The sequence below is a fragment of the Geodermatophilus pulveris genome (assembly GCF_900188375.1).
Taxonomy (GTDB): Bacteria; Actinomycetota; Actinomycetes; order Mycobacteriales; family Geodermatophilaceae; genus Geodermatophilus; species Geodermatophilus pulveris.
This window is the reverse complement of sequence record NZ_FZOO01000003.1, coordinates 120684-138061: the sequence shown is the minus strand read 5'-3', so window position 1 is coordinate 138061 and position 17378 is coordinate 120684. Positions and strand designations below refer to the sequence as shown.

The window sequence follows — 17378 nt, the reverse complement described above, 5'->3', positions numbered from 1 at the left end:
GGCCCTCAGCGCTTGAGCGCGTACTCCTTGAGCAGCCCGCGGCTGATGATCGTCTTCTGGATCTCGCTGGTGCCCTCGCCGATGAGCAGGAACGGCGCCTCGCGCATCAGCCGCTCGATCTCGTACTCCTTGGAGTAGCCGTAGCCCCCGTGGATGCGGAAGGACTGCGTGGTCACCTCGGCGCAGTACTCGCTGGCCAGCAGCTTGGCCATGCCGGCCTCGACGTCGTTGCGCTGGCCGGCGTCCTTGAGCCGCGCGGCCTTGACCATCATCGCGTGCGCGGCCTCGACCTTGGTCGCCATCTCCGCGAGCTGGAACGCGATGGCCTGGTGCTGCGCGATCGGCTTGCCGAAGGTCTCCCGCTGCTGGGCGTAGGCGATGGCCAGCTCGAACGCGCGGATGGAGATGCCGCACGCGCGGGCCGCGACGTTCACCCGCCCGACCTCGACGCCGTCCATCATCTGGGCGAAGCCGCGCCCCGGCGTCCCGCCGAGGACGTCGTCGGCGGAGGCCCGGTAGCCGTCGAACACCAGCTCGGTGGTGTCGACGCCCTTGTAGCCCATCTTGTCGATCTTCCCGGGGATGGTGAGGCCCGGGACGACCTCGCCGAAGCCGGCCGGCTTCTCCACGAGGAACGTGGTCAGGTTCTGGTGCGCCTTGGGCGCGCCCAGGTCAGTGCGCACCAGCGCGGCGACCAGCGTGGAGCTCGCCCCGTTGGTCAGCCACATCTTCTGCCCGTCGATGACGTAGCCGCCGTCGTCCTGCGGCACCGCCCGGGTGCGGATGCCGGCGACGTCGGAGCCCAGCCCGGGCTCGGACATGGAGAACGCCCCGCGCACCTCGCCGGCGGCCATGCGCGGCAGCAGCCGCTGCTTCTGCTCCGGCGTGCCGTGCTGCATGACCATGTAGGCGACGATGAAGTGGGTGTTGATGACGCCGGACACGCTCATCCAGCCGCGCGCGATCTCCTCGACCACCAGCGCGTAGGTCAGCAGCGACTCGCCCAGGCCGCCGTGCTCCTCGGGGATGGTCAGCCCGAAGATGCCCAGGTCCTTGAGCCCCTCGACGATGTCGGTCGGGTACGCGTCGGCGTGCTCGAGCTCCTGGGCGTGCGGGATGATCTCCTTGTCGACGAAGGTCTTGACCGTCGCGAGGATCTCCTGCTGGACGTCGGTCAGGTCGGCGGTCTGCGCCAGGCGGGTCATCGCACGCTCCTCGGGGACTCCGGTGTCCGGGTCACCGGCGAGTATGCGGCACCGCCGGGCACCCCCCGTGTTCCCCTGGTCACGTCCGTGGCCGGCGTCCGCAGGACCGGTGCGCGAGACCGACGGAGGACGACGATGACGCAGGACGACCCCGGCCGCGGCGAGCCCGGGACCCCGCCCCCGTACGGCTGGCCCCCTCCCGGCTACGGCCCGCCGCCGGGCCACGGCTACCCCGCGGGCCACGGCCACCCGCCCGGCTACGGCCACCCGCGGCCGACGAACACCCTCGCGGTCCTGGCGCTGGTGATGGCGTTCGTCGTCAGCCCGGTGGGGCTGGTGCTGGGCGTCGTCGCCCGCCGGCAGATCCGGCAGACCGGCGAGCAGGGCGACGGCCTGGCGCTGGCCGGGGTCATCGTCGGCGGCATCGGCACCGCGCTGGCCGTGCTCGCCTTCCTGGTCTTCGTGCTCGCCCTCGTCGCGGCCGGCTCCGGCGGCTTCGCGCCGTGACTCCGGAGGTCAGCCCTCGGGCGGGGTGAACGACGACGTGCGGGACAGGCCCGCGGCGCGGCCCTTGCCGGCGATGACCAGCGCCATCTTGCGGCTGGCCTCGTCGATCATCTCGTCGCCCAGCATCGCCGAGCCCTTCGCCCCGCCGGCCTCCGAGGTGGCCCAGTCGTAGGCGTCCAGGATCAGCTCGGCGTGGTCGTAGTCGGCCTGCGACGGCGCGTAGATCTCGTTGGCCGCGTCGATCTGCCCGGGGTGCAGCACCCACTTGCCGTCGAAGCCCAGCATCGCCGAGCGGCGGGCCACCTCGCGGAAGGCGTCCACGTCGCGCACCTGCAGGAACGGGCCGTCGATGGCCTGCACGCCGCGGGCGCGGGCGGCCATGAGGATCTGCATGAGGATGTAGTGGAACGGGTCGCCCGGGTAGTCCGGGTGCAGGGCGCCGACCACCAGCGACTTCATGTTGATGCTGGCCATGAAGTCCGCCGGGCCGAAGATGATCGTCTCGATCCGCGGGCTGGCGAAGGCGATCTGGTTGACGTTGACCAGGCCCTGCGCGGTCTCGATCTGCGCCTCGATGCCGATCCGGCCCACCGGCAGCCCGTGCGCCCGCTCGACCTGGGCCAGCAGCATGTCCAGCGCCTGCACCTGACCGGCGTCCTGGACCTTCGGCAGCATGATGCAGTCCAGGTCCGCACCGGCGCCGCCGACGACCTCGATCACGTCCTGGTAGGTCCACTGCGTCGTCCAGTCGTTGACCCGGACGGTGCGGATCTTGTCCCCCCAGCCGCCCTCGGTGAGCGCCGCGACGATGTTCTTGCGGGCCGCGGGCTTGGCCAGCGGCGCGCAGGCGTCCTCCAGGTCGAGGAACACCTGGTCGGCGTCCAGGCCCCTGGCCTTGTCCAGGAAGCGGGGGTTGCTGCCCGGGACGGCCAGGTTGGAACGGCGGGATCGGAGCTCGGCCACGGGTCCTCCGGGGGTGGGTCGGGTCCCCGGGAGGGTAGCGAGGGGCTCCGGACGGCCTCAGGTGCCGGGTTCGGCCAGGCCCGCCGGGCGGCTGGCCCGCACCACCAGGCCCACGCCGACGACGACCAGCGCGACGCCGGGCAGGGCCAGCAGCGGCGGCACCTGCCCCAGGATCACCAGCGCGAACAGCAGCGCGCCGGGCACCTCCAGCAGGATGACCAGGCTGACCATCGTGGGCCCGACCGAGGACAGCAGCCGGTTGAACAGCGTGTGCCCGAGCAGCTGCGCGCACACGGTGATGGCGGCGATGAGCAGCCAGTCGCGGCCGGTGAAGCCGACGAGCGGGTCGCCGACGGCGACCGCGGCCACCGCGATCGCCGCCGCGCACACCGAGTAGCAGACGACCGCGTACGCCGACGTCGACATCCGCTGCCGGGCCCGGGCGCCGGCCAGCACGTACCCGCCGGCGCACAGCGCGCCCAGCAGCGCCAGCCCGTCACCGGCCAGCGCGCGGGCGCTGACCGTGACGTCCACCCCGGCGATCAGCGCGACGCCGAGCACCGCGAGCACCAGGCCCCACCAGGTCGCCGCGGGCAGCCGCACGCCGCTCGCCCGGGCGGCCAGCGCCGTCCAGACCGGGGTGGTGGTGACCAGCGCGGTGGAGGCGGCGACCGTCGTCATGGACAGGCTGGGCAGCCAGGCGGCGAAGTGCGCGGCGAGGAACAGCCCGGCGACCGCGGAGGTGGCCAGGTCGCGCGGGCGCGGGCCGGCCAGGCCCGGGCGCTCGCGGAGCAGCAGCGGCAGCAGGACGGCGGCCCCGCCCAGGTTGCGCCAGAAGGCCAGCGCCAGCATCGGCGCGGCCAGCAGCGTGGTCAGCGGCGCGGACAGCGAGATGCCGAGGACCGCGACGGCCATGACGGCGACGTCCCGCCCGCCGGGCCGGTGCACCGCCCAGGCGGGCGTGGCGGGGGCGGCCGTGGTCACGGCACCCGGATCCTGCCCCGGGCGACCGGCACCACCGCGCCCCGCACCGTCGCGGCGACCGCGCGACCGGCCGCGGCGGTGACCGTGCACGCCAGCACCGACGGCCGCCCCATCGCCTCGCCCTGGCGCACGACGTAGGACGACGTCCCCTCCGGTGCCAGCAGGCCGGCCGCGACGAGCCACACCCCGGTGCCCAGCGCGGCCGAGCCGGTCGCCGGGTCCTCGCCCCAGGACAGGTCGGCGGCGAACACCCGCGCGCGGGCGGTCGAGGTGGCGGCGTCCCAGGACAGCACCGAGACGCCCTCCCCCACGCCGAGCCCGCCGAGCAGCGCGGGCACCGGCACGGCGTCGTCGACCACCTCCGGGCGCACCGCCAGCACCGCGAACGGCAGCCCGCAGCCGGCGACGGGCGCGGGCAGCCCGACCGGGTCGGCGGCCGAGAGCCCCACCGCCACCGCCAGGGCGGCCGGGTCGGGGCCGTCCTCCAGGGTGGGCCGGCCACCGGACAGCGTGGCGCCGTCCTCGTCCACCACCACGTCGAGGACGCCGGCGCCGCACTCCTGGCGCAGCGTGCCGGCGGGCAGCCGGCCGGTGCGCACCAGGGTGTGCGCCGCGCCCACGCTGGGGTGCCCGGCGAAGGGCAGCTCGGCGGACGGCGTGAAGATGCGCACCCGGTAGTCGGCGCCCTCGGCGCGGGGGGCGCACAGGAACGACGTCTCGGACAGGGCGAACTCGTCGGCCAGCGCCTGGCACTGCTCGGTGCTCAGCCCGTCGGCGTCGAAGACCACGGCCAGCGGGTTGCCGGCGAAGGCACGCGGCGCGAACACGTCGACGACCTCGTAGTCGAGCTCTGCCCCGGGAGCGGCCACGGTCCGACGGTAGCCTCGGCCCCCGTGACGACGGTGAGCAGGGCGTACGTCTCCCGGCTCGCCGGCCTGCCCGTCTTCGACCCCAACGGCGACCGGGTCGGCAAGGTGCGCGACGTGGTCGTGGCGCTGCGCGTGGGGACGGCGGCGCCGCGCGTGCTCGGGCTGGTCGTCGAGGTGGTCGCCCGCCGGCGCATCTTCGTGCCGATGGGCCGGGTGACGACGCTGGACCCGGCGTCGGTGGTGCTGTCCTCCGGCACGCTGAGCCTCAAGCGCTTCGAGCAGCGCCGCGGCGAGACCCTGGTGCTCGGCGAGCTGCTCGACCGCCGGGTGCAGCTGCTGGAGTCCGACCGGCCGGCGGCCGTGGTCGACGCCGGCATCGAGCAGACCCGCACCGGCGACTGGGTGCTGTCCCGGCTCGCCGTCCAGGAGCCGGGGCGGCTGGGCCGCCGCGGGCAGCTGCACCAGGTGGCCTGGGACGAGGTCGGCGGCCTGGGGCTCCCCCAGACCGGCCAGGGCGCCGAGACGCTGATCGCCACCTACCGCGAGCTCAACGCCGCCGACCTGGCCCACGCGCTGCAGGACCTGCCGGTCACCCGGCGGCAGGAGGTCGCCGAGGCCCTCGACGACGAGCGGCTGGCCGACGTGCTCGGCGAGCTGCCCGAGGCCGACCAGATCGCCATCCTCGGCACGCTGGTGGAGAGCCGGGCCGCCGACGTGCTGGAGGTCATGGACCCCGACGACGCCGCGGACCTGCTGGCCGAGCTGTCCCACGTCGACCGCGACCGGCTGCTGGAGCTCATGGAGCCCGACGAGGCCGACCCGGTGCGCCGGCTGCTGCAGTACACCGAGGACACCGCCGGCGGGATCATGACCAGCGAGCCGGTGGTGCTCGCCCCGGACGGCACGATTGCCGAGGCCCTGGCCCGCGTCCGGGAACCGGAGCTGACCCCGGCACTGGCCAGCCAGGTGTACGTGTGCCGGCCGCCGTCGGCCACCCCGACCGGGCGCTACCTCGGCCTGGCGCACACCCAGCGGCTGCTGCGCGAACCGCCGTCCAGCCTGGTCAGCGGGGTGCTCGACGACCTGGAGCCGCTGCGGCCCGAGGCGCCGCTGGCCGAGGTCACCCGCTACTTCGCCACCTACAACCTGGTCGCCGCGCCGGTGGTCGACGACCAGGGCCGGCTGGTCGGCGCCGTGAGCGTGGACGACGTCCTGGACCACCTGCTGCCCGAGGACTGGCGTGAGCGGGCGCGCCGTGGCTGAGCGCCGCCGGCTCGACGTCCCGCGCGGGGCCTCCGGTCTGGGCGCCCGGCTGCGGCCGGACCCCGACGCGGTCGGCCGGTTCGCCGAGGGCATCGCCCGCTTCCTGGGCACCGGGCGCTTCCTCGCCGTCCAGACGGTGCTCGTGGTCGTCTGGATCCTGCTCAACGTCTTCGCCCTGCGGCTGCAGTGGGACCCCTACCCGTTCATCCTGCTCAACCTGGCGTTCTCCACCCAGGCCGCCTACGCCGCGCCGCTGATCCTGCTCGCGCAGAACCGGCAGGCCGACCGCGACCGGGTGGCGCTGGATGAGGACCGTGCCCGGGCGGCGACCACCCGCGCCGACACCGAGTACCTGGCCCGCGAGCTGGCCGCGCTGCGCATCGCGGTCGGCGAGCTGGCGACCCGGGACTTCATCCGCAGCGAGCTCACGCGGGTGACCGGGGAGAGCCCCGACGACGCCGAGCGGCGGGAGCGCAAGGCCCGCAAGAAGCGGGAGGCCGCCGCCCGCGAGGCGGCCGGCTGAGCGAGGACCCCCGTCACGGGGCGAGGACGTGCGCCAGTGCCCCGGTCGCCCCGGCCATCAGCAGGACGACGACGAACGGCGCCCGCAGCGCCAGGGCCAGCGCCGCGACCGCCAGCCCGGCCAGCCGCCCGTCGACGACCAGCGCCGGGCCGGCGGTGGCCGCCTGGACGGCGACCAGCGCGGCCAGCAGCGCCGCCGGGACGAACTCCACGACCCGGGTGACCCACGGGGCCTCGACCCACGCGGCGGGCACCGACAGCCCGGCCAGCTTGAGCGCGTAGCAGCCGGCGGCGGCCACCAGCACGACCGTCCACAGCGCCCCGCCGCTCACCCGGCCGCTCCCGCGGGCCGCGGCCGCCCGGCCAGCGCCACCGCCACGACGGCCGCGACCACCTGCACGCCGGGGGGCACCACCGGGGTGAGCAGCAGCGCGACGACCGCCCCACCCGCGGCGACCCGCCGCTGCAGGGCCGCTTCGGGGTGCGGACGGCGCAGCCGCGGCCACAGCAGCGCGAGGAAGGCCGCCGGGACGACGGCGTCCAGAGCGGCCTGCGCCGTCCCGCCGAGCCCGGAGGCGCCGAGCGCACCGAGCACCGTGGTCGCGTTCCAGCCGAGGTAGATGGTCGCCCCGGTGGCCCGGAACGCCAGCCGGCCCAGCTCGCGGTCGGGCGCGGCGACGGCCATCGCGGTGGTCTCGTCGATCACCCAGTGCGCTGCAGCGGCCCGGCGCAGCGGGCCCCGCGGGGCCAGCAGCGGGGCCAGCCGCACGCCGTAGAGGGTGTTGCGGGTGCCCAGCAGCAGGGCGCTGCCGACGGCGGCCGCACCGCTGCCGCCGGCACCCAGGACACCGACCAGGGCGAACTGCGAGGCGCCGGTGAACATCAGCGCGGACAGCGCGAGGGCCTGCCAGACGTCCAGGCCGGCCGCGTCGGCGGCCGCCCCGAACGCCACCCCGTAGAGGCCCACCGCCAGGCCCAGGCCGACGGCGTCCCGGAGGGTGGCGGCGCGGGCGGACACGGCAGCGAGGCTAGCCAGCGGCCGCCCGGCCGTCCTGCTCCCCGGCACCGACCTCGGCCGGGCCGTGGCCCTGGCCGAGGAACTGCGCGCCGCGGGCCTCGACCTGGACCTGTGCGACGCCGAACCCGGCTCGCTCACGCTGTCGCCGGGCGTGGCGGTCGCCGCTGGCGACGACGCGGTCCCGGAGCGGCTGACCGTCGAGGCCGGCGCGCACCTCCACCGCGCCGAGGCGACCCGCAACGCCGTCCGCGCCGGGCCGTGGACGCCGGGCCCCCTCGGGGTTGCGTAGCAGATCACCCTCCGGACCGCGGCCGGTCCCCACGACGGCCGTACAGTGGCGGGAGGCCCGTGTACGCAGGTCACCGCCGCCCTCGGCGGACACCGACCGGGTCCCCCGTCGAAGGAGACAGCTGCAGCGATGTCCGCCCCGATGACCGGCGCGCCGGCGCTCGACGCCGTCACCGCCGCCCTGGCCACCGTCCAGGACCCGGAGATCAACCGCCCGCTCACCGAGCTCGGCATGGTCAAGGACGTGCAGATCGGGGCCGACGGCGCCGTCCGCGTCGAGGTCTACCTGACCGTCTCCGGCTGCCCGATGCGCGAGACGATCACCAACCGGGTCACGCAGGCCGTGTCCGCCGTCCCCGGTGTGACCTCGGTGCAGGTGGGCCTGGACGTCATGAACGACGAGCAGCGCGCGGAGCTGCGCCGCACGGTGCGCGGGTCCGACGCCGCCGAGCCGGTCATCCCGTTCGCCCAGCCCGGCTCGCTGACCCGCGTGTACGCGGTCGCCTCCGGCAAGGGCGGCGTGGGCAAGTCGTCGGTCACGGTCAACCTGGCCGCGGCGCTGGCCAAGCGCGGGCTGTCGGTGGGCGTCGTGGACGCCGACATCTACGGCCACTCGGTGCCGCGGATGCTCGGGGTCGACGACAAGCCCACCCAGGTCGACAACATGATCATGCCTCCGCAGGCCTACGGCGTGCGGGTCATCTCGATCGGCATGTTCACCCCGGGCAACACCCCGGTGGTGTGGCGCGGGCCGATGCTGCACCGCGCGCTGCAGCAGTTCCTCGCCGACGTGTGGTGGGGCGACCTCGACGTCCTGCTGCTGGACCTGCCGCCCGGCACCGGCGACGTGGCCATCTCCATCGCCCAGCTGCTGCCCAACGCCGAGATCCTGGTGGTGACCACGCCGCAGCTGGCCGCCGCGGAGGTCGCCGAGCGGGCCGGCGCGATCGCCACCCAGACCCACCAGCAGGTGGTCGGGGTCATCGAGAACATGTCGTGGCTGGACCTGCCCGACGGCGGCCGCATGGAGGTCTTCGGCTCCGGCGGCGGCGAGGCGGTCTCCGACGCGCTGACCCGCACCCTCGGTGCCCGGGTGCCGCTGCTGGGGCAGATCCCGCTGGACACCCGCGTCCGCGAGGCCGGGGACGCCGGGGCGCCGGTCGTGCTGGCCGAGCCGGGGTCACCGGCGGCCCAGGCGCTGACCCGCATCGCCGACGGCCTGGCCACTCGCCAGCGCGGGCTGTCCGGCCTGTCCCTGGGGCTCACGCCGGTCCGTCACTGAGGTTGATCCGGGGCCGCTCCTGCGGTGCTCCTCCGGCTCTCCCGGTGCTCCACCACCGCAAGAGCGGGAGGAGGACCGCGAGAGCGGCGACTCAGGTCGCGTCAGGGTCGAACGGGGGCGGGGCGGAGTCGTCCCGCGCCCGGGCCGCGGCCGCCGCCACCGTGGTCGCGGCCGTGGCCCCGCTGTGCCGCCGCGGCGCGTCCTCGTCGTCGGCGAGCAGCTGGTTCGTGATGAAGGTCCGCGGGTGGTACTGCCGCAGGTCCAGGTCGCGCAGCCGGGCGAAGTCGTCACCCAGCGACTCGTCGACCTGGGCGCGCACGCCGGTGAGGGCGCTGCGCACCTTCTTCAGGCCGGCGGCGGCCTCCTTGGCCAGGTCGGGCAGCCGCTCGGGCCCGAAGATGAAGAGCGCGAGGACTGCCAGGACGAGGATCTCGCCCCAGCCGATCGAGTCGAACACGCGCAGCTCCCGTCCTCACCCGAGCCGGTCCGGCACCCCCAGCGTAGGGGGCCCGGGCCGGCCGGCCCTCAGGCCTCGTCGAGGGTGGCCTCCACCGTCGTCGAGGAGCCGTCGCGGATCAGCTCGAGGCTGATCGTCTCGCCGGGCTCGTGGGAGTCCACGGCCACGACCAGCTCCTCGGAGCTGCCGACCGGCTCGCCGTCGACGGCGATGACGACGTCCTGCTCGCGGATGCCGGCCTCGGCGGCCGCGCTGCCGGGCTCGACGTTGACCACCAGCGCGCCGTCGCGGGTGCCGTCGGTGACCGAGCGGGCGTTGACGCCGAGCGAGGCGTGCACCGCGCGCCCGCCGGAGATGAGCTGCTCGGAGACCTCCCGCACGGTGTCCACGGGGATGGCGAACCCGAGGCCGACGCTGCCGCCGCCCAGCGAGGCGATGGCGGTGTTGATGCCGATGACCTCACCGGCGCCGTTGACCAGCGCGCCGCCGGAGTTGCCGGGGTTGATGGGGGCGTCGGTCTGCACCGCGCTGATCACCGCGTTGGTGTCGCTGCCCTCGCCGGCCAGCCGCACCGGCCGCTCCAGTGCGCTCACGATGCCGCTGGTGACGGTGCTGGCCAGGCCCAGCGGCGAGCCGATGGCCACGACCGGGTCGCCGACGACGACGGCCCCGGAGCTGCCGAGCGCGGCGGTGAGCAGGCCGGGCCTCTCCACCTTGATCACGGCGAGGTCGCTGGCCGGGTCGCGGCCGACGATGCGCGCCGCGGAGCCGCTGCCGTCGGAGAAGACCGCGCGGATCTCGGCGCCCTCGACGCCGTCGGCGCCGGAGATGACGTGGTTGTTGGTGACGATGTAGCCGTCCTCGCCGTCGATGACGACCCCGGACCCGGTGGCGCCGGCCTGCCCGATGCGCACCTCGACGGAGACGACGGCCGGGGTCACCCGGGAGGCGATGTCGGACACCGAGCCGGGCTCGCGGGCGATGCCCTCGTCGGTCGTGTTGAGCTGCGTGCCGGGCGCCAGCAGCGGTGACTCGTCGGCGGTGCGGGTCAGCCAGTAGCCGGTGGCGCCGCTGACCAGACCGGTCAGCAGCACGGCGAGCAGCACCAGCACCGAGAACCGGACGGAGACGTCGGCCAGCCGCAGCCGGCGCCGTCCGCTCGCGTCGACGACGACCGGGCCGGGCTGCCGCTCGGGCTCCTCGAACACCGCCGGGCCGGTGAGGCCGGCCGGAGCGTGCGGGTCGCGCCAGGGGTCGGAGCGGGCGTCGGGCTTCCACCACGGGCCGGTCGCCGTGCGCCGGCGGCCCGGCCGCCCGCCGGGCGGCTCCTGCAGGCCGCGCTGGCCGGCCGCGGACGGCGCGAAGGCCCGCAGCACCGCCTCGGGGGGCGGGGGCGGCAGCGGGCGGGCCGCGACGGGCGGGCGGTCGCCGGCGAAGCCGCCCCGGACGGCGGCGGGCCGCCCGAAGGCGGCCTGCTGGGCGGGGGTGGGCGCGGGCGGCCCCGGCGGCGGGGGCGGCTGCCGGTCGGGCGGGTCGAAGCCGCCGACGCCGTCGCGCGGGCGGGCGAAGGCCTCCTCGGGGACCGGCGTCCCGTCGGGGCGGGGGGTCAGGGCGTCCCGCCCTGGTCCGCGGACCGCTGGACGCCCCCCGTGCCGACGGTCGTGGTGCGCACCACCGGCGGCACGATCTCGGTGCGCTCCTCGAGACCGGCCCGGGCGACGGTCGACGGGCGCACGTCGTCGGGGCCGTCGGTGGGCAGGTTCAGCGCCAGGCTCGTGACGCCGGCGCCGAGGACGCCCAGGGCGCCGATGAAGCCGCGCCGCAGCCAGCGGGCCTGCCCGGGCCGGTCGGCGGCGGCCGGGGCGGGGTCCAGGGACACCGACCAGGCGCCCGTGGCCCCGCTGACGGTGAGCTGTCCGGGGCCGGCGGCCAGCGAGCCGGGGCCGGGCACGTCGGCGGTGAACGGGATGGCGCGCAGCCGGGACAGCAGGTCGCCGGGGACGGCGACGTCGGACGAGGCGTGCAGCGCCTCCTTGGCCTCCCGCTGGGCCTGCACCGCCATCCGGCACTGGGCGCAGCCGGCGAGGTGGCGGGCCGCACGGGCGGCGGGACCGCAGGCCAGCTCCCCGTCGACCAGGGCGGCGATCGCCTCCTGGGCCAGGTGGCTCTCCGGGATGTTCACCCCGCGCTCCCCTCCGGGACGGCGTCCCGCCCGGACACCGGCCGGCGCGGCGCCAGGTGCGCGAGCGCCTCGCGCAGCTGCACGCGGCCGCGGTGGATGCGGCTGCGCACCGTGCCGAGCTTGATGCCGAGGGTCGCCGCGATCTCCTCGTAGGTCAGTCCCTCGATGTCGCACAGGACGACGGCGACGCGGAACTCCGGGGACAGCGCGTCCAGCGCGGCCTGCACCTGGGGGTCCAGGTGGGTGTCGGAGTAGACCTGCTCCGGGCTGGGCGCGGTCCCCGGCAGCCGCTCGGTGTCCTCGGGCAGGGCGTCGAACCGGATCCGCTGCCGGCGGCGCACCATGTCCAGGAAGAGGTTGGTGGTGATGCGGTGCAGCCAGCCCTCGAAGGTGCCGGGCGAGAAGTCCGCGAGCGAGCGGAAGACCCGGACGAAGGTCTCCTGGGTGAGGTCCTCGGCGTCCTGCGGGTTGCCCGAGAGCCGGTAGGCCAGCCGGTACACGCGCGCGGAGTGGTCGCGCACGACCTGCTCCCAGGTCGGCGCGACCCACGCCTCGGTGGGGGCGGCGGGGTCGGCGGTGTCGGGCACGGTCCCAGGATCGCAGACCGGAGCCGTCGACGACCGCCCGACGCCGATGGGTCGGGTGGGGGCAGCTCTCTCGGGGCGCACGTCAGGACCAACGGGCCGGCGGCGGGGCGGTGTTCCCGTCACAGGCGACTCACAGGTGCCGGGGAGCCGGTGTCAGCCGAACGGGTGCTCGGCCACCGGCGCCCACGGGCCGCCGAGGTAGCGCCACAGGCCCAGGCCGCGGGCCCCGGCCCGGTACGGCGTGAACTCCGCGGCCAGCCGGTCGTGCAGCGCGCGGGCGGCCGCCGGCTGCACCTTGTTCTGCACGGTGACGTGCGGCGCGTGCCGCTGCCGGTCCTGCGGGGTCAGCCAGTGGTCCCAGGCCGCGGCCAGCCCGGCCCGCAGCGCGGTCAGCTCCGGGGCGTCGAGCGTGTAGGCGACCCCGCGGCCGAGGGACCGCACCCCGGTGACGGCGACGTCGAACGGTGGCCGGCGCGCGGCGTCGGCGAGGTCGGCGGACACCGCCCCCTCCTGCTCACCGGGCAGCGCGTGGAACAGCGTGACGTGCGCGGCCAGGCGGTTGCGCCCGGCCGGGAAGTGCGCGGCCCGCAGCCGGTCGAACCGCTCCTGCGCCCCCGGCTCCAGCAGCAGCGTCACCACCAGTGGCTGGAACGGCACCGTCGCAGGAGCCCGCCGCGAGCCTGCGAGCGGTGGGGGGCGACGGGGTCCTTCACCGATGGGCCCGGGCTCCCTTGCCGAGCACGGCCACGCCGCCGGCGCTGACGTGGTACCGCTCGCGGTCCGCGGCGAGGTCCACGCCGATGCGCGCCCAGTCCGGGACGACGACGTTCTTGTCCAGGATGGCACGGCGGACGTAGGCGCCCTCGCCGACGTACACGCCGTCCATGAGCACGCTGTCCTCGACCCGCGCGCCCCGCTCGACGCGCACCCCGGGCGAGACGACGGAGTTGTGCACCGAGCCGCCGCCGATGATGGCGCCGGCGCTGACCATCGACTCCTCGGCCCGCCCGCCGAGCACGAACTTCGCCGGCGGCTGCTGCGGCGGCAGGGTCAGGATCGGCCAGCGGTCGTTGTAGAGGTTGAAGACCGGGGTGACCGACACCAGGTCCATGTGCGCGTCGAAGTAGGAGTCGATCGTCCCGACGTCGCGCCAGTAGCCGTGGTCGCGCTCGGTGGCCCCGGGCACGACGTTGGTGGAGAAGTCGTAGACGTAGGCCTCGCCCCGGTCGGCGAGCATGGGCATGATCGAGCCGCCCATGTCGTGCGCCGAGTCCGCGTCCTGGGCGTCGGCGCGCAGCGCCTCCAGCAGCGCGTCGGTGGTGAAGACGTAGTTGCCCATGGAGGCGAAGCTCTCCTCGGGGGCGTCCGGCAGCCCGGGCGGGTCGGCCGGCTTCTCCAGGAAGCCGCGCACCCTGCCCTCGGCGTCCGCGTCGATGACGCCGAAACCGGTGGCCTCGTGCCGCGGCACCCGCAGGCCGGCGATGGTCACGCCGGCCTTGGTCTGCAGGTGCTGGTCGATCATCTGCGCCGGGTCCATCCGGTAGACGTGGTCGGCGCCGAAGACGACGACGATGTCCGGCCGGGCGTCGTAGATCAGGTTGAGGCTCTGGAAGATCGCGTCGGCGCTGCCGGTGTACCAGCGCGGGCCGAGGCGCTGCTGCGCGGGCACCGGGGTGATGTAGTTCCCGAGCATCTGCGACAGCCGCCAGGTGGTGGTGATGTGCCGGTCCAGGCTGTGGCTCTTGTACTGGGTGAGCACGGCGATCTGCCGGATGTCGGCGTTCACCAGGTTGGACAGCACGAAGTCGACGAGCCGGTAGTTGCCCCCGAAGGGGACCGCCGGCTTCGCCCGGTCCTGGGTCAGGGGGGCCAGCCGCTTGCCCTCACCGCCGGCCAGGACGATGCCGAGGACACGAGGACCGCCACGCATGGGTCGCAACGTATCCGCTGTCCGGCGCGGGCGCTCCACCGCGCTGCGCGGCAGGCCATCCTCCGGGCCCGCGCCGAGCGGAGCGAGGTGTGGGGGGAGGGTGGTCCTCCTAAGGTGACCTGGTGCGCATCGGCATGGTGACCAGGGAGTGGCCGCCGGACGTCTACGGCGGCGCGGGCGTGCACGTGGAGCACCTGGCGGCGGCGCTGCGCGCGCTGCCCGGCGGGCCGCAGCTCGACGTCCACTGCTTCGGCGGACCACGCCCGGACGCGACCGGCCACCAGGTGCCGGCCGGGCTGCAGGGCGCCAACGGGGCGCTGCAGGCCCTCGGCGTGGACGTCGAGATCGCCGGGGCGCTGGCCGACGCCGACCTGGTGCACAGCCACACCTGGTACGCCAACGGCGCCGGCCTGCTCGCCTCGCTGGTGCACGGCACCCCGCACCTGGTGACGGCGCACTCGCTGGAGCCGCGCCGGCCGTGGAAGGCCGATCAGCTCGGCGGCGGCTACCGGCTGTCCTCCTGGGTGGAGCGCACCGCCTACCTCGCCGCCGACGGGGTGGTCGCGGTCAGCAACGGGATGCGCGACGACGTGCTGGACGCCTACCCCGACCTGGACCCGGCGCGGGTGCACGTCGTCGGCAACGGGGTGGACGCCGAGGCCTACCGGCCGGTGCACGACCCGGACGTGGTCCGCTCGCTGGGCGTGGACCCCGACCGGCCCTACGCGCTGTTCGTCGGCCGGATCACCCGGCAGAAGGGCGTCGTCCACCTGCTGCGCGCGGCCGAGCAGCTGCCCGCCGACGCCGGCCTGGTGCTGTGCGCCGGCGCCGCGGACACCCCGGCGGAGCGGCAGCAGGTCGCCGACGCGGTGGCCGAGCTGCAGGCGCGGCGGGACGGCGTCGTGTGGATCGAGGCGATGCTGCCGCGCGAGCAGCTGGTGCCGCTGATCACCGGGGCCACGGTGTTCGTCGTCCCCTCGGTGTACGAGCCGCTGGGCATCGTGAACCTGGAGGCCGCCGCCTGCGGCACCGCCGTCGTGGCCAGCGCGGTGGGCGGCATCCCGGAGGTGGTGGCCGACGGGCGCACCGGCCTGCTGGTGCCCTACGACCCGGACGACGCCGCCGCCTTCGAGGCCGGGCTGGCCGCGCGGGTGACCGAGCTGCTGCACGACCCGGAGCGGGCCGCCCGGATGGGGGCCGCGGGCCGGGAGCGGGTGCTCGCCGAGTTCGGCTGGCCGGCCATCGCCCAGCAGACCGTCGACGTCTACACCGCCGTCCTCGCCGCGCGGGGGTGACCGGCGGCCGACCACGTCAACCGGTGGGACCCGGATCCGACCCGGCCGGTCCCGTCGGGGCGGCGGATGATCGGGGGGTGTCGTCGATCGCCGCACGCTTCCGGGACGCACTGGAGGACGTCCGCGACCCCGACCTCGCCGGCCCGGAGCTGCTGCCCGCCCGGCTGGCCCGCGCCTGCGCCCGGACGCTGGGCGTGGACGGCGCGGGGCTCAGCGTGGGCACCGCCGGGGCGGCCCGGCTGCCCCTCGGGGCCAGCTCGGTGACCAGCGACCTGGCCGAGCGGCTGCAGTTCACCGCCGGCGACGGCCCGTGCACGGCCGCCCAGCGCCACGGCGAACCGGTGTTCGCGGCCACCACCGACCTGCGGCGGCGCTGGCCGGGCTACGCCGGGCTGCTCCTCGGGCAGACGCCCTACCGGGCGGTGGTCGCCCTGCCGATCGGCGAGACGCTGGCCGGACCGGGCGCGCTGGACCTCTTCTTCACCGACGAGTCGGCGGTCCCCGAGCTCGACGTGTTCGAGGCCATGGCCGTCGGCGACCTGGCCTGCTCGGCGCTCGGGGACGCCGCGGTCTGGGCGCAGTGGGCCCGCGAGGGCGGGCCGGCGTGGCTGCACGGCCCCGCGTCCCGCCGCCGGCGGGACGTGTGGACGGCGGCCGGCCGGGTCGCGATGGCCCGGGACGCGTCGGCACCGGCCGCCGTCGAGCTGCTGCGCGCCGCGGCCCGCGCCACCGGCCGCACCGTCGACGACCTCGCCGGGGACGTCGTCGCCGGACGGGTCGACCCCGCGGACCTGCGGCCGGCCGGCGGGCTCCCGCCCGCTCCCCGCGACTGACCCCGGCGCCGCGCCGACCTGGGGGAACACCGCGCGGCACCCGGCTGCTGCACCCGGCGTGGGGAACCCCGTCGCTGCGTCGTCGCCCGTGCCCGCGAGCTCCCCCGGCGGTGAGCTCGGCCGGCTCCTGCCGGTGCGCCGGGTGTACGCGGAGCCCGCCGCGCTGGCCGCACCCCGCGGGCAGCAGGTGCTCGCCCGCTTCCCGGGTGCGGAGGTGGTCGAGGTGCCGTCGCACTGGCAGATCCCCGAGCTGCACGGCAACGAGGGCAACGTCGAGCGCTGGGTGCGGGTGAAGTCCGAGACCCTGGTGCTCGGCGTCAAGAAGTCGCTGACCGCCCGGCCCAACGGCCGGTCGGCCAACTGGATCGCCCCGTCGACGGCCAACGGCTGCGCGATGGCCTGCTCCTACTGCTACGTGCCCCGGCAGAAGGGCTACGCCAACCCGATCACCGTGTTCACCAACATCGAGCAGATCACCGGCTACCTGCGCCGGCACGTCGCCCGGCAGGGCGCCAAGACCGAGCCCGACCAGTGCGACCCGGCGGCCTGGGTCTACGACATCGGCGAGAACAGCGACTGCTCGGTCGACGCGCTGGTCAGCGACAACGTCGCCGACCTGGTCGCCACCTTCGCCGGGCTGCCGACGGCCAAGGCGTCCTTCGCCACCAAGTACGTCAACCGCCGGCTGCTCGACCTCGACCCGCGCGGGCGCACCCGCATCCGCTTCTCGGTCATGCCCGAGGACGACGCCCGGGTGCTGGACCTGCGCACCAGCCGGGTGCCCGAGCGCATCGCCGCGGTCGACGACTTCGTCGCCGCCGGGTACGAGGTGCACCTCAACCTCTCCCCCGTCGTCCTCCGGGAGGGGTGGGAGGCCGACTGGGCGCAGCTGCTGCAGCAGCTGGACGACGGGCTGTCCCCCGCGGCCAAGGCGCAGGCGGCGGCCGAGGTGATCCTGCTCACCCACAACCGGGACCTGCACCAGGTCAACCTGGGCTGGCACCCCAAGGCCGAGGAGCTGCTGTGGCGCCCGGACCTGCAGCAGCCCAAGCGCAGCCAGAACGGCAGCTGGAACGTACGCTACCGCAACGACGTCAAGCGGGCCGGCGTGGCGCGGGTGCACGAGCTGGTGGCCGCGCACGCCCCGTGGCTGCGGATCCGGTACGCGTTCTGACCGCATGTCGACATGGCGA

20 protein-coding genes are annotated in these 17378 nt (G+C 75.8%); 8 read left to right on the top strand and 12 right to left on the bottom strand.

All coding sequences use genetic code 11. From position 1 onward, the window contains the following. Nucleotides 1-5: 5 nt before the first annotated feature. The gene (locus CHB98_RS07315; RefSeq protein ID WP_089304958.1) at nt 6-1205 is read right to left on the bottom strand and encodes an acyl-CoA dehydrogenase family protein; all 1200 of its coding nucleotides are present in this window, start codon (nt 1203-1205) and stop codon (nt 6-8) included. 135 nt (nt 1206-1340) lie between these two features. On the opposite strand from CHB98_RS07315, the gene CHB98_RS07310 reads away from it, so the two are divergent. After that, nucleotides 1341-1712, top strand: a complete 372-nt coding sequence (locus CHB98_RS07310; RefSeq protein ID WP_089304957.1) for a DUF4190 domain-containing protein — start codon at nt 1341-1343, stop codon at nt 1710-1712. 9 nt (nt 1713-1721) lie between these two features. Here the strand turns inward: CHB98_RS07310 and CHB98_RS07305 are convergent, their stop codons facing one another. From CHB98_RS07305 to CHB98_RS07295, 3 genes are read right to left on the bottom strand one after another with little or no spacing between them, the layout of a single operon-like run. After that, nucleotides 1722-2675 (bottom strand): HpcH/HpaI aldolase/citrate lyase family protein, encoded by a 954-nt coding sequence (locus CHB98_RS07305; RefSeq protein ID WP_089304956.1) that lies wholly within the window; start codon nt 2673-2675, stop codon nt 1722-1724. A 57-nt stretch (nt 2676-2732) separates the two neighbouring features. Next, nucleotides 2733-3659, bottom strand: coding sequence for a DMT family transporter (locus CHB98_RS07300; RefSeq protein ID WP_245820984.1), 927 nt, complete (start codon nt 3657-3659; stop codon nt 2733-2735). Next, on the bottom strand, nt 3656-4528 hold the full coding sequence (locus tag CHB98_RS07295; protein ID WP_089304955.1) for a PhzF family phenazine biosynthesis protein: 873 nt from the start codon (nt 4526-4528) through the stop codon (nt 3656-3658). Before CHB98_RS07295 ends, CHB98_RS07300 begins: the two co-directional genes overlap by 4 nt. A 24-nt stretch (nt 4529-4552) precedes the next feature. On the opposite strand from CHB98_RS07295, the gene CHB98_RS07290 reads away from it, so the two are divergent. Continuing rightward, nucleotides 4553-5791 carry a magnesium transporter MgtE N-terminal domain-containing protein gene (locus CHB98_RS07290; RefSeq protein ID WP_089304954.1) on the top strand — a complete coding sequence of 413 codons (1239 nt, stop codon included), beginning with the start codon at nt 4553-4555 and terminating at the stop codon, nt 5789-5791. After that, on the top strand, nt 5769-6314 hold the full coding sequence (locus CHB98_RS07285) for a DUF1003 domain-containing protein (protein WP_245820983.1): 546 nt from the start codon (nt 5769-5771) through the stop codon (nt 6312-6314). Before CHB98_RS07290 ends, CHB98_RS07285 begins: the two co-directional genes overlap by 23 nt. Before the next feature lie 13 nt (nt 6315-6327). Here the strand turns inward: CHB98_RS07285 and CHB98_RS07280 are convergent, their stop codons facing one another. Both CHB98_RS07280 and CHB98_RS07275 read right to left on the bottom strand, forming a co-directional pair. Next, complete coding sequence (locus tag CHB98_RS07280) at nt 6328-6645, bottom strand: AzlD domain-containing protein (RefSeq protein ID WP_089304953.1); 318 nt, start codon at nt 6643-6645, stop codon at nt 6328-6330. Further along, on the bottom strand, nt 6642-7331 hold the full coding sequence (locus CHB98_RS07275; protein ID WP_245820982.1) for an AzlC family ABC transporter permease: 690 nt from the start codon (nt 7329-7331) through the stop codon (nt 6642-6644). The genes CHB98_RS07280 and CHB98_RS07275 overlap by 4 nt, the downstream gene beginning before the upstream one ends. Between CHB98_RS07275 and CHB98_RS07270 the strand changes: the two genes are divergently transcribed. Continuing rightward, nucleotides 7312-7620, top strand: a complete 309-nt coding sequence (locus CHB98_RS07270) for a nucleotidyl cyclase domain-containing protein (protein WP_179224267.1) — start codon at nt 7312-7314, stop codon at nt 7618-7620. The genes CHB98_RS07275 and CHB98_RS07270 overlap by 20 nt on opposite strands. A gap of 129 nt (nt 7621-7749) precedes the next feature. Then, nucleotides 7750-8901, top strand: coding sequence for an Mrp/NBP35 family ATP-binding protein (locus CHB98_RS07265; RefSeq protein WP_179224285.1), 1152 nt, complete (start codon nt 7750-7752; stop codon nt 8899-8901). Between the two features lie 91 nt (nt 8902-8992). On the opposite strand, the gene CHB98_RS07260 is transcribed toward CHB98_RS07265, so the two are convergent. From CHB98_RS07260 to glgC, 6 genes are all read right to left on the bottom strand, one after another. After that, nucleotides 8993-9358, bottom strand: a complete 366-nt coding sequence (locus CHB98_RS07260; protein ID WP_089304951.1) for a twin-arginine translocase TatA/TatE family subunit — start codon at nt 9356-9358, stop codon at nt 8993-8995. Between the two features lie 68 nt (nt 9359-9426). Beyond that, nucleotides 9427-10734: a S1C family serine protease gene (locus CHB98_RS07255; RefSeq protein WP_245820981.1), complete on the bottom strand. Its 1308-nt coding sequence runs from the start codon at nt 10732-10734 to the stop codon at nt 9427-9429. Between the two features lie 230 nt (nt 10735-10964). Then, complete coding sequence (locus tag CHB98_RS22670; protein ID WP_089305264.1) at nt 10965-11540, bottom strand: anti-sigma factor family protein; 576 nt, start codon at nt 11538-11540, stop codon at nt 10965-10967. Further along, nucleotides 11537-12127, bottom strand: coding sequence for an RNA polymerase sigma factor SigE (gene sigE / locus CHB98_RS07245; protein ID WP_089304950.1), 591 nt, complete (start codon nt 12125-12127; stop codon nt 11537-11539). Before sigE ends, CHB98_RS22670 begins: the two co-directional genes overlap by 4 nt. A 153-nt stretch (nt 12128-12280) precedes the next feature. Further along, nucleotides 12281-12784 carry a 2'-5' RNA ligase family protein gene (locus CHB98_RS07240; protein WP_179224283.1) on the bottom strand — a complete coding sequence of 168 codons (504 nt, stop codon included), beginning with the start codon at nt 12782-12784 and terminating at the stop codon, nt 12281-12283. Nucleotides 12785-12836: 52 nt separating this feature from the next. After that, nucleotides 12837-14057, bottom strand: a complete 1221-nt coding sequence (glgC, locus tag CHB98_RS07235) for a glucose-1-phosphate adenylyltransferase (RefSeq protein ID WP_089304949.1) — start codon at nt 14055-14057, stop codon at nt 12837-12839. Nucleotides 14058-14179: 122 nt separating this feature from the next. Here glgC and glgA point away from each other — a divergent pair, with 122 nt between their 5' ends. The 3 genes from glgA to CHB98_RS07220 all read left to right on the top strand — a co-directional run bounded on the left by glgA (nt 14180) and on the right by CHB98_RS07220 (nt 17359). After that, nucleotides 14180-15352: a glycogen synthase gene (glgA, locus tag CHB98_RS07230; protein ID WP_089304948.1), complete on the top strand. Its 1173-nt coding sequence runs from the start codon at nt 14180-14182 to the stop codon at nt 15350-15352. 77 nt (nt 15353-15429) lie between these two features. Next, a complete protein-coding gene (locus CHB98_RS07225) occupies nt 15430-16185 on the top strand; it encodes a GAF domain-containing protein (RefSeq protein ID WP_089304947.1) in 756 nt (251 codons plus the stop codon). Between the two features lie 88 nt (nt 16186-16273). Beyond that, nucleotides 16274-17359: a spore photoproduct lyase family protein gene (locus CHB98_RS07220; protein WP_089304946.1), complete on the top strand. Its 1086-nt coding sequence runs from the start codon at nt 16274-16276 to the stop codon at nt 17357-17359. Nucleotides 17360-17378 lie beyond the last annotated feature (19 nt).